The sequence below is a fragment of the Azospirillum fermentarium genome (assembly GCF_025961205.1).
GTDB classification, from domain to species: domain Bacteria; phylum Pseudomonadota; class Alphaproteobacteria; order Azospirillales; family Azospirillaceae; genus Azospirillum; species Azospirillum fermentarium.
In genome coordinates, this window is the sequence record NZ_JAOQNH010000002.1 from 871,938 (window position 1) to 885,703 (window position 13,766).

General features: G+C 69.4%; 11 protein-coding genes. 5 read left to right on the plus strand and 6 right to left on the minus strand.

Annotation, left to right across the window (positions count from 1 at the left end):
• Window positions 1–40 precede the first annotated feature (40 nt).
• Window positions 41–811, plus strand: a complete 771-nt coding sequence (locus M2352_RS18725; protein WP_264666023.1) for an SDR family oxidoreductase — start codon at window positions 41–43, stop codon at window positions 809–811.
• Window positions 812–821: 10 nt separating this feature from the next.
• Here the strand turns inward: M2352_RS18725 and M2352_RS18730 are convergent, their stop codons facing one another.
• The 6 genes from M2352_RS18730 to M2352_RS18755 all read right to left on the minus strand — a co-directional run bounded on the left by M2352_RS18730 (window position 822) and on the right by M2352_RS18755 (window position 9,123).
• Entirely contained in the window at window positions 822–1,610 is a 789-nt protein-coding gene (locus M2352_RS18730) for an SDR family NAD(P)-dependent oxidoreductase (RefSeq protein ID WP_264666024.1), read from the minus strand.
• Window positions 1,611–1,640: 30 nt separating this feature from the next.
• A complete protein-coding gene (locus tag M2352_RS18735) occupies window positions 1,641–3,356 on the minus strand; it encodes an FAD-dependent oxidoreductase (RefSeq protein WP_264666025.1) in 1,716 nt (571 codons plus the stop codon).
• 109 nt (window positions 3,357–3,465) lie between these two features.
• A complete protein-coding gene (locus M2352_RS18740) occupies window positions 3,466–4,263 on the minus strand; it encodes a shikimate dehydrogenase family protein (RefSeq protein ID WP_264666026.1) in 798 nt (265 codons plus the stop codon).
• 18 nt (window positions 4,264–4,281) lie between these two features.
• Window positions 4,282–6,855, minus strand: a complete 2,574-nt coding sequence (locus tag M2352_RS18745) for a branched-chain amino acid ABC transporter ATP-binding protein/permease (RefSeq protein WP_264666027.1) — start codon at window positions 6,853–6,855, stop codon at window positions 4,282–4,284.
• Window positions 6,852–7,721 (minus strand): branched-chain amino acid ABC transporter permease, encoded by an 870-nt coding sequence (locus tag M2352_RS18750; RefSeq protein ID WP_264666028.1) that lies wholly within the window; start codon window positions 7,719–7,721, stop codon window positions 6,852–6,854. Before M2352_RS18750 ends, M2352_RS18745 begins: the two co-directional genes overlap by 4 nt.
• A 142-nt stretch (window positions 7,722–7,863) precedes the next feature.
• On the minus strand, window positions 7,864–9,123 hold the full coding sequence (locus M2352_RS18755; RefSeq protein ID WP_264666029.1) for an ABC transporter substrate-binding protein: 1,260 nt from the start codon (window positions 9,121–9,123) through the stop codon (window positions 7,864–7,866).
• Between the two features lie 173 nt (window positions 9,124–9,296).
• On the opposite strand from M2352_RS18755, the gene M2352_RS18760 reads away from it, so the two are divergent.
• The 4 genes from M2352_RS18760 (at window position 9,297) to M2352_RS18775 (ending at window position 13,760) form a co-directional block, all read left to right on the plus strand.
• Window positions 9,297–10,430 (plus strand): Gfo/Idh/MocA family protein, encoded by a 1,134-nt coding sequence (locus M2352_RS18760; protein WP_264666030.1) that lies wholly within the window; start codon window positions 9,297–9,299, stop codon window positions 10,428–10,430.
• A gap of 69 nt (window positions 10,431–10,499) precedes the next feature.
• Window positions 10,500–11,375, plus strand: coding sequence for an IclR family transcriptional regulator (locus M2352_RS18765; RefSeq protein ID WP_264666031.1), 876 nt, complete (start codon window positions 10,500–10,502; stop codon window positions 11,373–11,375).
• Complete coding sequence (locus M2352_RS18770) at window positions 11,372–13,111, plus strand: FAD-dependent oxidoreductase (protein WP_264666032.1); 1,740 nt, start codon at window positions 11,372–11,374, stop codon at window positions 13,109–13,111. Before M2352_RS18765 ends, M2352_RS18770 begins: the two co-directional genes overlap by 4 nt.
• A 34-nt stretch (window positions 13,112–13,145) precedes the next feature.
• Window positions 13,146–13,760 carry an NIPSNAP family protein gene (locus M2352_RS18775; RefSeq protein ID WP_264666033.1) on the plus strand — a complete coding sequence of 205 codons (615 nt, stop codon included), beginning with the start codon at window positions 13,146–13,148 and terminating at the stop codon, window positions 13,758–13,760.
• The last annotated feature ends 6 nt before the right edge of the window (window positions 13,761–13,766 follow it).

The window sequence follows — 13,766 nt, forward strand, 5'->3', positions numbered from 1 at the left end:
TCACTTCTGAAACAAACCGCCATACCCGAGGGAGGCTCCGTTGACCGAACCCACGCCCCACCCCACCCCGGCCCAGGACGTGGTTCTGGTCACCGGCGGCAGCCGCGGCATCGGCGCCGCCGTGGTGCGCAAGGCAGCGGCGCTGGGGTACGCCGTCGGCTTCAGCTATGTGCAGGACACCGCCGCCGCCGAAACGCTGGTGGCGGAACTGACGGGGGCCGGGGCGCGGGTCCACGCGGTTCAGGGCGACGTGGCCGACCCCGCCTTCGCCCCCCGCTTCTTCGACGCGGCCACGCGCGCGTTGGGCACCCCCACCGCGCTGGTCAACAACGCCGGCATCACCGGGCGCCACGGCCCCTTTGCCGACTTGCCGCTGGAGGTGATGCGGCGGACGCTGGACGTGAACCTTCTGGGCACTCTGATGATGGCGCAGCAGGCGGTACGGCGGTGGCAGGCGGCGGGCATCCCCGGCCGCATGGTCAACCTGTCGTCCGCCGCCGCCACCCTGGGATCGCCCGGCGAATACGTGCATTACGCCGCCACCAAGGGCGCGGTGGACACCCTGACCATCGGTTTGGGCAAGGAGGTGGCACCGCTGGGCATCCGGGTGAACGCGGTGGCGGCGGGCACGGCCTACACCGGCATCCACGCCGCCGGCGGCGTCCCCGACCGCCCGGCCCGCGTGGTCGGGCGCGTGCCGCTGGGCCGCATCGCCGAACCGGACGAGATCGCCGACGTGGTGCTGTGGCTGCTGTCGCCGGAATCCGCCTATGTCACCGCGACCGTGGTGCGGGCGACGGGGGGATTGTAGCCGGACGGGATCACTTCCCCGCCCGCGGCAACCCCGGCATGTGCCCCAGGATCGAACTGGAGAAACCGCCGTCCACGGTCACATTTTCCCCCGTCACGTGGGCGCTGCGCAGCAGGAAGGCCACCGCGTCGGCCACGTCGTCGGGTTCGGCCACGCGGCGCAGGGGCACCAGACCGGCGCGGCGTTCCGCCACCTCGGCATTCGCATAGATGTGGCGGGTCAGCGGCGTGCGGGTCATGCCGGGGGACACGGCGTTCACCCGCACCCCCTGCGGCCCCCATTCCTGCGCCAGTTGCCGGCACAGCATGATGAGTGCGGCCTTCGACGCGGCATAGGCACCGCCGTTGGGATGGGGATGGACGCCGGACATGGACGCCACCGCCACCATCGCCCCGCCGCTGGCGGTCAGGGCGGGAAACGCCGCCTTCGCCAGCAGCCACGGCGCCCGCACGTTCACCGCAAACACCCGGTCCCAGTCGGCCACATCCGCCGCGGCCAGCGGCCCGCCCGCCCCCATCAGACCGGCGTTGGACACCAGCGCGTCCAGACCGCCGCAGAAATCCACCGCCGCGGCCACCACACGGGATGCGGCGTCCGGGTCGGACAGTTCCGCTTCCAGCGGCAGGACACGCGCCCCCATCTCCTGCAAGGTGGACACCAGCTCGTCCACATCCGGGCGGAAGCTCCGCACCGTCAGCACGATGGCGGGGGTTTCCCCCCGCATCACCGCATCCGCCGCCAGCCGGCGGCACACCGCCCCGCCGATCCCCTGGCTGCCGCCCGTCACCAGCGCGCGCATGGCCTGTCTCCCTGTCGTCTGTCTCACGGGTCACGCGGCCCGGCGGGCGGCGTGGCGGGCGGCGATGTAGGCGAAGACCAGCCCCGGCCCGATGGTGATGCCCGGTGCCGGATAGACCCCGCCCATGATGGAGTTCATGTCGTTGCCGATGGCGTACAGCCCGCCGATGGGCCGGTCGTCCGTACCCAGCACCTGGGCGTCGGCGTCGGTGACGAACCCCGTGGCCGCCCCGATGTCGCCGGGGTAGAGCCGCACGGCGTAGAACGGCGCCTGCCCGATGGGGCCGAGGTTGGGGTTGGGCAGACCGCGGGTGCCGTCGCCGTTGACCCGGTGGTAATCGGTGGTGCCGCGGCCAAAGTCGGTGTCGATGCCGGTCTGGGCAAAGCGGTTCATGGACGCCACCGTCTCCGCCAGCCCGGCGGCGTCGATGTCCAGCCGGCGGGCCAGATCGGCCAGCGTCGGGGCCTGCACCAGATAGCCTTCGTCGATGAACGGTTCCAAGCCCTTTCCGCCGGGGCGCACCATGCCCAGCCCATAGCGGCGCAGGCCGTCGGCGTCGGTGATGAGGTAGGCCGGGACCGTCGGCACCGTCTTGTGCGATTCATACATGGCCCGCACGAACAGGTGGTAGGAGGTGGATTCGTTGACGAACCGCCGCCCGGCCTTGTTCACCGTCACCGTCCCCGGCTTGCCGCGGTCGAGGATGAAGTGGGGGAACACCGCCTGGGTGCCGTCGGGCCGGCGGCGCACCGACATGGGCGCCCAATAGGAATTGTCGAGGTTGGCCGTGCCGTAGCGCCCGCCCGCCGCCAGGGCCAGATCGTGCATTTCGCCGGTGTTGCCGGGGGCGATGGGGCTGTGTTCGGGCACCGGGGCGTGCAGCATCTTGGCCCGCAACTCCTTGTGCCGGCTGAACCCGCCCGACGCCAGGATCACGCCGCCGCGCGCCAGCACCGTGCGCCGCGTGCCGCCGCGGCTGAGCGTCACGCCGTCGATGGTATCGCCGTCGCGGTTCAGGCTCTCCACCGTGGTGCCCACCAGAATGTCCACCCCCCGCGCGTTCAGGGAATAGAGCAGGCGCGCGATCAGCGCGTTGCCCATCACCAGCCGTGTGCCGCGCGGGTGACGCAGCCGGTCCGAGGCATGGCGCCCGATCAGCTTCAGCGCGTGGCGGAAGGAGGCGAAGGATTTGGTTAGCTTCAGCAGATGGCCGATGTCGTCGCGGTCGATCATCATGCCGCCCAGCACGGTGAATTCCGGGATCGGCGGGCGGATCAGCGCGAAGTCCCGCCCCAGCCGCCGCCCGTCGAAGGGCAGCGGTTCCAGCGCGCGGCCGCAGACGGTGGAGCCTTCCAGTTCCGAGATGTAGTCGGGGTGGACCGGGCGGGCGCGGTATTTGACCTCGGAATTCGCCTCGATCACCTCCACCGCCTTCGGCCCGGCCTCCAGGAAGGCGCGGCGCAGGGCGGACGAGGAATGGTTGCCCACCGCCAGATCCAGGAAGCGGGCGGCCTTCTCCACGCTGTCCTTGGTGGGGGTGCTGGCCAGATGATGGGTGTTGGGCACCCAGGTGGTGGCGGCGGAATAGGCCGTCGTGCCACCGACGAAGGGGGTGCGCTCCACCAGCAGCACCTTCAGCCCTTCGATGGCGGCGAACAGGGCCGCGGACATCCCGGCCCCCCCGGCGCCGACGACAACCACGTCGTACACCGCCCCTTCGACGATCTTTTCCAGCTCTACGGTCATGGCACGGCTTCTCCGTTCCCGCCACACGAGGACGGCGGCGGGGTGTGTTCGACAAAGTGAGGAATGGTCTGTGAATCCCCCTCTCCCCGGGGGGAGAGGGGGGATTTCTTTAATCCGCCGGCTGGAGCAGGTGATCCACCATGCGGGCCAGCAGGGTTTGGAACATGTCCTTGCCCACCTGGGTGTTGCACCCCAGACGGCGCGCCGCTTCCACCAGCGGGCTGGCCGGGGGGGCGGTGATGACGCAGCCGACGAAGGTGGACGGCGACAGCCGCTCCACCATCACCGGCAGCGGGTCTTCCGGCTTCATGCCCATGGGCGTGGCGTTGGCCACCACATCGAAGCCCGCCGGGTCGGGTGATCCCACGCGCACCCGCCCCGGAAAACGCTCAGCCAGACGGCCCACCAGCGTGTCGAGACGGGCGGTGTCGGCGTCATAGATCGCCAGTTCGCCCGCCCCTTCCTCCAGGAACGACAGGGCGATGGCGGTGCCGGCGCCGCCGGCCCCCACCAGCAGCACCCGCTTGCCCGGCAGGTCCACGCCCTTGGCCTTCACGCTGCCGACGAAGCCCAGCCCGTCCACCATGTCGCCGTACCAGCCGTCGGACGTGCGGCGCATGACGTTGACGGCACCCAGGAATTGGGCGCGCTCGGTCAGGCGGCTGCAATGGCGCGCACAGGCGAACTTGTGCGGGACGGTGACGATCAGACCGTCCACGTTGCGGGCCAGCGCCACCCCCGCCATGAAGCCGTCGAGATCGGCGGGCGTGACGTTGATGGGGGCCAACAGGGCGTTCGCCCCCCGTTCGACGAAGGATTGGGTGACGAAGGCCGGCGACTGCACCTGGGCGATGGGATCGCCCAGGATGAAGTGCATCCGCGTCGCACCACTGAGGTTCGGTTGCATGGGACAGATTCTCCGGGTTCAGGACCGGGATGCGGCCACCGGGCCGGTCCCGTGGGAATGGGTGTTGTCATCGCCGTGGACGATGCCGAGCAGGCGCTGTTGCAAGGCAACGTCGCGCTCCAGCACCTCCGCCGCCCCTTCGAAGGCGACGCGGCCGTTGACCAGCACATAGGCGCGGTCCACCAGCGGCAGCACGGTTTCGGCGTGGTGTTCGACGATCACCATGCCGACGCGCCCGCGCAGCTTGGCCACCGCCTCCATCACCTCCTTCACCACCGCGGGCGCCAGCCCTTCGAACGGCTCATCCAGCAGCACCACGCGGGCCGGCACCATCAGGGCACGCGCGATGGCGACCATCTGGCGTTCGCCGCCCGACAGGTTTTCCGCCTTGGCCTTCTGCCGCGCCTCCAGCCGGGGGAACAGTTCGTACGCCTCGGCCACCGAGATGCCGCCGGGACGTTCGGCAAGGCGCAGGTTCTCATACACCGTCAGGTTGGGGAACAGGCGGCGCCCCTCCGGCACCATCGACACGCCCATGCGGTTGATCTCGTAGGGCTTGGCGCCGGTGATGTCGCGCCCGTCGAAATGCACCGTGCCGCCGCTGATCTGGCACGCCCCCATGATGGCGCGCAGGGTCGTGGTCTTGCCCACCCCGTTGCGGCCCAGGAGAGCCAGCGCCTCGCCCTCGTTGACGACCATGGACAGGCCGTCGAGGATGCGGCTGCCGGCATAGCCCGCCGACAGGTTGTCCAGCCGCAGCAGCGGGCGCGGAGCCACGGCAGGGGCCGCGGTGCGCTCGATGCGCGGGGCGGCGGCCACGGTGTCGTCGTCCTTGGACTTGCCGAGATAGGCGGCCACCACGTCGGGGTTGGCGGCCACGTCCGCCGGGCGCCCGTCGGCAATGAGGCGGCCCTGGTGCAGCACCGTCACCCGGTCGGACAGCGACAGCACGCGGTCGATGTCGTGCTCGATCAGCAGCACGGCGTGACGGCTGGCAAGCTGACGGATCAGGGTGGACACCACCACGCGGTCGGCCTCCGCCAGACCGGCCAGCGGCTCGTCGAGCAGCAGCAGCTTGGCGTCGGTGGCGAGCGTGATGGCGATTTCCAGCAGACGCTGTTCACCGTGGGACAGGTTGGTGCAGGGTTCCGCCGCGCGGTCCTCCAGCCCCACCGCCGCCAGCAGCGACCATGTGCGGGCGTTCACGTCGTCCAGATCGTGGGCGTCGCGCCACAGGTTGAAACGCGCCGGGCTGCGGGCCTGCACCGCCACGCGCACGTTCTCGAACACCGTCAGATTGCGGAACACCGACAGGATCTGGAACGACCGGCCCATGCCCAGACGGATGCGGCGGTGCATGGGCAGGCGGGTGATGTCATGCCCGTCGAACACGATGCGTCCGGCATCCGACGGCAGCACGCCCGTCAGCATGTTGAAGAAGGTGGTCTTGCCCGCCCCGTTGGGGCCGATGAAGCTGTGAAGCTGGTTGGGCATCACCTCAAGGCTGATGTTGTTGGCGGTGACCAGCGAGCCGAAGCTCTTGCTCAGCCCCGTGATCGCCAGCAGCGGGCGGTTGGGGTCGGCGTGGGTCTCGGCACTGCGGTAGGGGGCGATCACGTCGGGGCGGCGCGGGATGCCGGCGCGGGTCAGCGTCCAGCGCTCCCGCCGCAGCACGCGCTGCGCCAGCCCGTGGATGCCCTCCGGCGACAGCAGGGCGAAGGCCATGACGATGGGGGCGAAGATCAGCCACCAATGCTCGGTCAGGCTGCTCAGCTTGTCTTCCAGCAGGATGAAGGCGATCGCACCCCACAGCGGCCCGAGGAAGTGATGCACGCCGCCCAGCACCGTCATCAGCAGGCTGTCGCCCGCGTGCTGCCAGCTCAGATTGTTGGCATAGGCACCCTGGAGCATGAAGGCCAGCAGGCCGCCGGCATAGCCGATCACGCCCGCGGAGATCACGAACACCACCAGCTTCAGCCGATAGGTGTCGTAGCCCAGGCTGATGACCCGCTGTTCGTTGTCGCGCATGGCCTGCAGCGTGCGCCCGAACGGCGCGTGGACCAGCCGCCACAGGAACCACACCGCCAGCGCCACCGTGACGATGGTGAAGACGTGGAACGCCGGCATGGCCGCCAGCATCGGGCGCGGCACGTTCTGCAGCCCGTTCTCGCCCCCCGTCACCGCGGTCCATTTGAAGGCGATCTCGAAGGCGATCTGCGAGCAGGCCAGCGTCAGCAGCGAAAAGTACAGGCCCCGCCGCTTCAGCACCACCAGCCCCAGCACCAGCGCCAGCACGCCGGAGAAGGCCACCGTCAGCGCCAGCCCCGTCACCTCGCCGCCGAAGGCGCCGAAACCGTGGATCATGGCCAGCGCCGCCACATAGCTGGCGGTGCCGAAGAACACCGACGCCCCGAACGGCACCAGCCCGGTGTAACCCAGCAGAAGGTTCACGCCCAGGCCATAGAGCGCGTAGATGGCGATCTGCGTCACGCGGCTGAGCGGGGTGCCGGTGAGTTCCACCGCCACCGACAGCCCGGCCAGCACCAGGACCAGAACGGTCAGAGGATGAGAGAGATACGTGCGCGCGGTCATTCGAAACGCTCCCAGCGCTCGCCGAACAGCCCGCGCGGGCGCACCAGCAGGATGACGGCCATCAGCACGTACATCGCGGCGGCCGAGGCTTCCGGCATGAACTGAATGGTCAGGGCGGTGACGATCCCCACCAGAAGGCCGGCGACGATGGCCCCCAGGTACGAACCCAGACCGCCGATGGTGACGATGACGAAGGCCGGCATGATGGCCCCCGCCGCCATGGACGGCGTGATGGTCCACAAGGGGGCGGCCAGCACCCCGGCGCAGCCGGCCAGGAAGCAGCCCAGCCCGAACACGCCCGTCAGCACCCGCGGCAGGTTGATGCCCAGCATCCCCACCATTTCCGCGTCACGGCTGCCGGCGCGCAGGATGCGCCCGAACGGCGTGTGGTTGAGGAACAGCCACAGCCCCACCAGCAGCGCCATGGTCACCACCAGCACCGCCAGACGGTATTTGGTGATGAGGATGGGGCCGTATTCGACGATGCCGGCCAGGAACGGCGGCGGGCTGAACGGGTGGCCGCCGGCCCCCCAGACCAGCCGCACCAGCGCCTCGATCAGCAGCGAGAGCGCGAAGGTGAGGATCAGGCCGATCAGCGGTTCCTTGCCGTACAGGCGGCGGATCAGCAGGAATTCCACCGCCATGCCCAGCCCCCCGACGATGAAGGGGGCCAGGATCACCGCCGGCCAGCCGAACCATTGATAAAGAGACAGCGCGAAATAGGCCCCCAGCGCAAAAAACGCGCCGTGGGCGAAATTCACCACGCCGAGAAGGCCGAAGATGATCGACAGACCGACGGCGATGAGCACGTAGAGAAAGCCCAGCACCAGACCGTTGGCGATCTGCGGCAACAGGATATCAAGCATCGTCCGTTCCTTTGAGGAACCGGCAGCCGCCGGCAAGAGTTGCGCGCACCCGTTCGCGGGTGCTGCGCAACGCTCCCGTCGTCAAAAGAGACCCGTGATGTCAGGCGGCTGTCCGCGGGCCGTCAGGCCCGGAGGGTGATCTTTACAGGGATTCCATCTGGCAGCCGATTTCCTCGCGGCTGCCGAACTGCGCCTCCAGGTCTTCCGCCCGCTCGGGCGACACCTTCAGCACGTCCATCCAATCCCACTTGTCGGTGATGGTGTCCTTCACCTTCACCACCAGCATCTTGCGCAGCATCTGGTGATCCCAGGTGCGGTAATGGGCGGGGATGCCGCCCTCGTCGATGCTGACGCTTTCCAGGCCACGGACGATGGACGCACCGTCCAGCCCCTTGGCCTGTTCCATCCCCAGCAGCAGCGAGCGCATGGAGAACCAGCCCAGCCACGCCTTGTCCGACGGCGGCTTGCCGTGGGCCTTGGCGTAATCGGCGGTAAAGGCGCGGTCTTCCTTGGTGTTGTTGGGGTCGCTGAAATGCCACGGCTTGCCGTAGATGCCGGTGGCCGCCGCCGGGCCGATGGACCACAGGTCGGAATCGCCGATGATCGGGCAGGCCACCGGGATCTTGCCCTTCATGCCCATGTCGGCGAACTGCTTGAGGAAGGCCGACAGGTCACCGCCCGGCAGGCCGGCCACGATCACGTCGGGCTTGGCCTGGCGGATCTTGAGCAGGAAGGAGCTGAAATCGGTGGTGCCCAGCGGCGTCATATCGACGCCGGCTTCCCGGCCGCCGAACTGGTCGAGCTGCGCCTTCATCTGTGCGTACACATCCTGGCCATAGGCGTAGGAGGCGCAGATGAAATACCACTTCTTGCCCACCGTGGCCAGATAGGGGGCCAGCGCCCGGCTCGCCACCGGGGTGGTGGTCAGCACGCGGAAGGTGAAGGGGTTGCATTCCTTGCCCGTGATCTCGCGGGCCGCGGCGTTGGGCGTGATGTAGGGCATGCGCAACCGCTTGGCGATGGCCGCCATGGCGAGCGACGTGCCGCTGTTGGTGCCGCCCAGAATGGCGGAGACCTTTTCCTCTTCCACCAGCTTCTGGAAATTCTGCTGGGCCGCCTGGGGGCTGGGTTCGTCGTACCACACCAGATCGACCGGGCGCCCCAGAACCTGCCCCTTGGCCTGGGCCAGCGCGATGCGGGCACCGTTGACCAGCATTTCGCCCTGTTCGGTCCAGGTGCCCTGCTTGGCAAAGACCATCCCCAGCTTCAGCGGGGTTTCCCCGCGCGCCGACAGGATGAAGGGGCCGCCCGCCGTCAGCGCCGCCGCACCCAGAGCCACCTTCCCGGTATCCGCCAGGAAATGCCGCCGGGTCCGGCCGGACCCGTTCGCATTCTCGGACATACGCATCTCCTCTCTCTCAAGACATTTTATTGCCGGGCGGCCGTAACCGCCTTTCTTGTTGGTGAGGAGGTTATAGCTTGAAACTGGAACGCCATTCCAGTATCAAATTTGAAAAATGAAACGGCGTTCCAGTTTTGCGCCGCACCAAACCATCCCAAGGAGGAAGCGCCGTCATGACGGACGCTGGAACCAACGCAACCACCGCCACCGCCGCCCCGGATGTGCGTCTGGCGCTGATCGGTGCCGGGGCCATTGGGCGCATGCACATGGATGTTCTGGCCCGCGGCGGGTGCGGCACCCTGTGCGGCATCGCCGATCCCAGCGACTCGGCCCGCGACCTGGCGGCGCAGGCCGGCGTGCCGTGGTTCGCCGATCACCGCGACCTGCTGGAGTCCGTGCGACCCGACGGCGCGATCGTCGCCACGCCCAACGATTCCCACGCGCCGGTGACGCTGGACTGCATCGCCCGCCGGGTGGCGGTGCTGGTGGAAAAGCCGGTGGCCGAAACGGTGGAGGCGGCGCGCACCATGGCCGCGGCGTCCAGTGCGGCGGGCGTGCCGGTGCTGGTCGGCCATCACCGCCGCCACAACCCGATCATCCGCCGCGCCCGCGCCGCCATTCAGGACGGGCTGCTGGGCCGCCCGGTCAGCGCCACCGTGATGGCGACCTTTCTGAAGGGCCAGTCCTATTTCTCCGCCGCGTGGCGGCGGCAGGCCGGCGGCGGGCCGGTGCTGATCAACATGATCCACGACATCGACCTGCTGCGCTTCCTGCTGGGCGAGATCGCCGAAGTCCACGCCATCCGCTCCAACGCCGTGCGCGGCTTCGACGTGGAGGACACGGCGGCGGTGGTGTTCCGCATGCGCTCGGGCGTGCTGGCCACCGTCACCCTGTCCGACACCGCGGCCTGTCCGTGGAACTGGGATCTGCTGTCGGGGGAATGGGATTCGCTGGTCAAGAGCGAGGGCGCCGATTCCCACTTCATCACCGGGACCGAGGGGTCGCTGACCCTGCCGCGCCTGACCTTCCACCATTACCGCGGGGTGACGGGGGAACCGGGGTGGCGCTCGCCGCTCAACACCGAAACCCTGCCGGTGGAGCACGGCAGCCCCTATTTCCTCCAGCTTCGCCATTTCGCCCGCGTGATCCGGGGAGAAGAGGCGCCGGTCATCACCGCCGCCGATGCCGCCCGCACGCTGGCCGCCGCCACCGCCGTGCTGACCGCGGCCGATTACGGGCCGCAGGTGTTCGCCGACGACGGGCTGTCCACCAGCCCCGCCGTGTTTGGAGAGCGGGTTTGCCTTTGACCGCCGCCTTGCGTTATCTGCCGGGAGCCCCCTTTCCGATCCCTCTGAACGAACAGGCAGGATTCAACCATGGCGCGCACCTCCACCGATTCGACCCAGCCGGCCGCCCGCGACCGCAGCGGCATCCTCGACCGCGTTCTGGCGATCATCGAACTGCTGGCCAGCAACACCCAGGGGCTGCCGCTGCATGAAATCGCCGCCCGGCTGGACATCCCGCGCAGCGCCGCCCACCGGCTGCTGAACGACCTGATCGAACAGGGGTACGTGTGCCAGGACGGCGACCGCGGCGATTACATGCTGACGGCCAAGCTGGTCTCGCTCAGCTTCACCTATCTGTCCGGGTGCGGGGTGGTCGATCTGGCCCAGCCGATCCTGGACCGGCTGGCGCTGAAGACGGGCGAACTGGTGCGGCTGTCGGTGGTGGACACCGACCGCCTGACCTGGGTCGCCAAGGCGCAAGGGGCGCGCACCGGCCTGCGCTATGACCCGGACATGGGGATGGAGGCGCCGCTCTACTGCACCGCGTCCGGCTTCGCATGGCTGTCGTGCCTGCCCGACGACGAGGCGATGGCGCTGATCGAGCGGCAGCGCGCCCGCATCCCCGACCATGACGAAGGCCCCAACCGCCCCCGCAGCGACGCCGAGATCCTGGAGCACCTGCACCAGACCCGGCAGCGCGGCTACAGCATGACCATCGAAACCTTCGCCGCCGGCATGAACGCCATGGCAGCACCCGTGCGCCGCCGTGACACCGGGCAGGTGAAGGGTGCCATCAGCGTTGCCGGCCCGCACGTGCGGGTCAGCGAACAGCGTCTCCACGACATGGCCCCCGACCTGCTGGCGGCGGCGGCGGAACTGGCCGCCACCGGCCTCGGTTCGCCGGCGTTCAGCCGTCCGCGGCGTGACCGCGACGGGGCCGACATCTTCATCGGACCAACCCCATGACCCTGCCCCCTGCTGTCTTAGCCTCTCTTCACGCCCCGCCCCCGCCCGACTGCGACGTTCTGGTGGTGGGGTCCGGGGCCGGCGGCCTGTCGGTCGCCGTCACCGCCGCGTGGCGCGGCCTGAACGTTCTGGTCGCCGAAAAGGAATCCGTGCTGGGCGGAACCACCGCCTGGTCCGGCGGCTGGCTGTGGATACCCCGAAACCCCCTGGCGGTTGAGGCCGGCATCCGCGAGGATGCGAGCGAACCGCGGCTCTACCTGCAATCCATCCTCGGCAACGCCTTCGACCCCGCCCGCATCGACGCCTTTCTCGAACACGGGCCAAGGATGGTGGCGTTCTTCCGCGAACACACGTCGGTGCAGTTCGTCGCCGGCAACGCCGTGCCCGATTTCGACGATTCCATGCCGGGCTCGGCGAACGGCGGCCGGTCGGTGTGCGGCGCCCCGTTCGACGGGCGCGACCTGGGGCCGATGGTCCACGCGCTGCGCCGCCCGCCCGAGGAGATGACGCTGCGCGGCATGGGGCTGGCGTCGGGGGCCGACCTCTGGCACTTCCTCAACGCCCGCCGGTCGCTGCGCTCGGCGCTCTACGCCGGCAAGCGGATCGGGCGCCACGCGCTCGACGTGGTGCGCCATGGCCGCGCCATGCAACTGGTGAACGGGGAGGCGCTGGCCGGACGCCTGCTGAAATCGGCCCTGGATCTCAAGGTATCGTTCCGCACCGACGCCCCCGTGGTGCGGTTGCTGACCAACGACGACGGGTCGGTGCGCGGTGCCGTGCTGCGCACCCCCGGCGGCGAGCGGGAGGTGGTGGCCCGGCGCGGCGTGGTGCTGGCCGCCGGCGGCTTCCCCCACGACGCCGAACGGCGCCGTGCGCTCTACCCCCACGCCCCCACCGGGCGGGAACACTGGTCCGCCGCCCCGCCGTCCAACACCGGCGACGGGCTGCGGCTGGGCGAGACCGCCGGTGCGGCGGTGGACGACACCCTGTTCGACGCCGGGGCGTGGGCGCCGGTGTCGCGGGTGCCACGGGCCGACGGCAGCGTGATGAACTTCCCCCACCTGGTGGACCGCGGCAAGCCGGGGCTGATCGCCGTCACCGCCGACGGACTCCGCTTCTCCAACGAAGCCAATTCCTACCACGCCTTCATGCGCGACTTCTTCCGCGCCGTCCGCCCGGAGCACGAGGCCGCGGCGTGGTTCATCTGCGACCATAAATTCCAGCGCCGCTACGGGCTGGGCGCCGCCAAGCCGTTCCCGGTGCCGCAGGGTCCGTTCCTGCGCTCAGGATACCTCAAGCGCGGGTCCACCATCACCGAACTGGCGGCGGCCTGCGGCATCGACCCGGTGGGGCTGGCCGCCACCGTGACCAGCTACAACCGCCACGCCCACGACGGGCACGATCCCGTGTTCCACCGCGGGGAATCGGCCTACAACCGCGCCCAGGGCGACCCGGCCAACCTGCCCAACCCCTGCGTGGCGCCCATCGAGACCGGCCCGTTCTACGCCGTGAAGATGGTGCCGGGCAGCCTGGGCACCTTCAGCGGCCTGCGCACCGACGAAAACGCCCGCGTGCTGGACGGGGCGGGGGCGCCGATCCCCGGCCTCTACGCCGCCGGCAACGACCTGTCCAGCATCATGGGCGGCCATTACCCCAGCGGCGGCATCACGCTCGGCCCCGCCATGACCTTCGGCTATCTGGCGGCCCTGCACATGAGCGGCACCGCCGCCGCCTGACCCACCCCGATTTCCTGAAAAAACGAGGATTCCCATGGAACGCTATGAATTGGCGACGCTCACCGTCAACCTCGGATCCGCAATCAAAGCTGGTGAAAATGCCGCAGAATTCTGCAAAAGCGGAGAGGCCGGCGGCAATTTCCTCGGTTGCTGGGTGACCGAGATCGGCAAGCTCAACCAGATTTTCGTGCTGCGCGGTTTCCAGACCGCCGCCGAGGCCGACGCCGAGCGCCGCCGCACGCTCTTGCACAGCAACCCGTTCCACAGCGCCGACCTCATGACCGGCCTGACCCTGGAAAGCATGATCCCCTTCCCCGATCTGCCGCCGGTGGAGCCGGGCGCCTTCGGCCCGATCTATGAGTTCCGCACCTATGTGCTGAAGCACGGCGGCATCGCGCCGACGCTGGAAGGCTGGGCGGAAAAGCTGCCGGCCCGCACCGCCATGTCCAAGCTGCTGCTGGCCATGTACCCGGTGGACGGTTCCCCCCGCATCACGCACATCTGGCCGTGGGCCAGCCTGGAAGAGCGGGCGCGCATCCGGGCGGAATCGGTGAAGGTCGGCGCATGGCCGCCCAAGAGTGCCGTGTGGGTCAGCCCGGACATGACCTCCACCATCGCCCTGCCCCACGCCGTGTCCCCCCTGACCTGAACGGAG

What these genes read in the sequence shown, in the direction of transcription:
- M2352_RS18735 (WP_264666025.1), bottom strand. Translation starts at nt 3,356, where the DNA reads ATGACCGTAGAGCTGGAAAAGATCGTCGAAGGGGCGGTGTACGACGTG.
- M2352_RS18750 (WP_264666028.1), bottom strand. Translation starts at nt 7,721, where the DNA reads ATGCTTGATATCCTGTTGCCGCAGATCGCCAACGGTCTGGTGCTGGGC.
- M2352_RS18755 (WP_264666029.1), bottom strand. Translation starts at nt 9,123, where the DNA reads ATGTCCGAGAATGCGAACGGGTCCGGCCGGACCCGGCGGCATTTCCTG.
- M2352_RS18770 (WP_264666032.1), top strand. Translation starts at nt 11,372, where the DNA reads ATGACCCTGCCCCCTGCTGTCTTAGCCTCTCTTCACGCCCCGCCCCCG.
- M2352_RS18730 (WP_264666024.1), bottom strand. Translation starts at nt 1,610, where the DNA reads ATGCGCGCGCTGGTGACGGGCGGCAGCCAGGGGATCGGCGGGGCGGTG.
- M2352_RS18760 (WP_264666030.1), top strand. Translation starts at nt 9,297, where the DNA reads ATGACGGACGCTGGAACCAACGCAACCACCGCCACCGCCGCCCCGGAT.
- M2352_RS18775 (WP_264666033.1), top strand. Translation starts at nt 13,146, where the DNA reads ATGGAACGCTATGAATTGGCGACGCTCACCGTCAACCTCGGATCCGCA.
- M2352_RS18765 (WP_264666031.1), top strand. Translation starts at nt 10,500, where the DNA reads ATGGCGCGCACCTCCACCGATTCGACCCAGCCGGCCGCCCGCGACCGC.
- M2352_RS18740 (WP_264666026.1), bottom strand. Translation starts at nt 4,263, where the DNA reads ATGCAACCGAACCTCAGTGGTGCGACGCGGATGCACTTCATCCTGGGC.
- M2352_RS18745 (WP_264666027.1), bottom strand. Translation starts at nt 6,855, where the DNA reads ATGACCGCGCGCACGTATCTCTCTCATCCTCTGACCGTTCTGGTCCTG.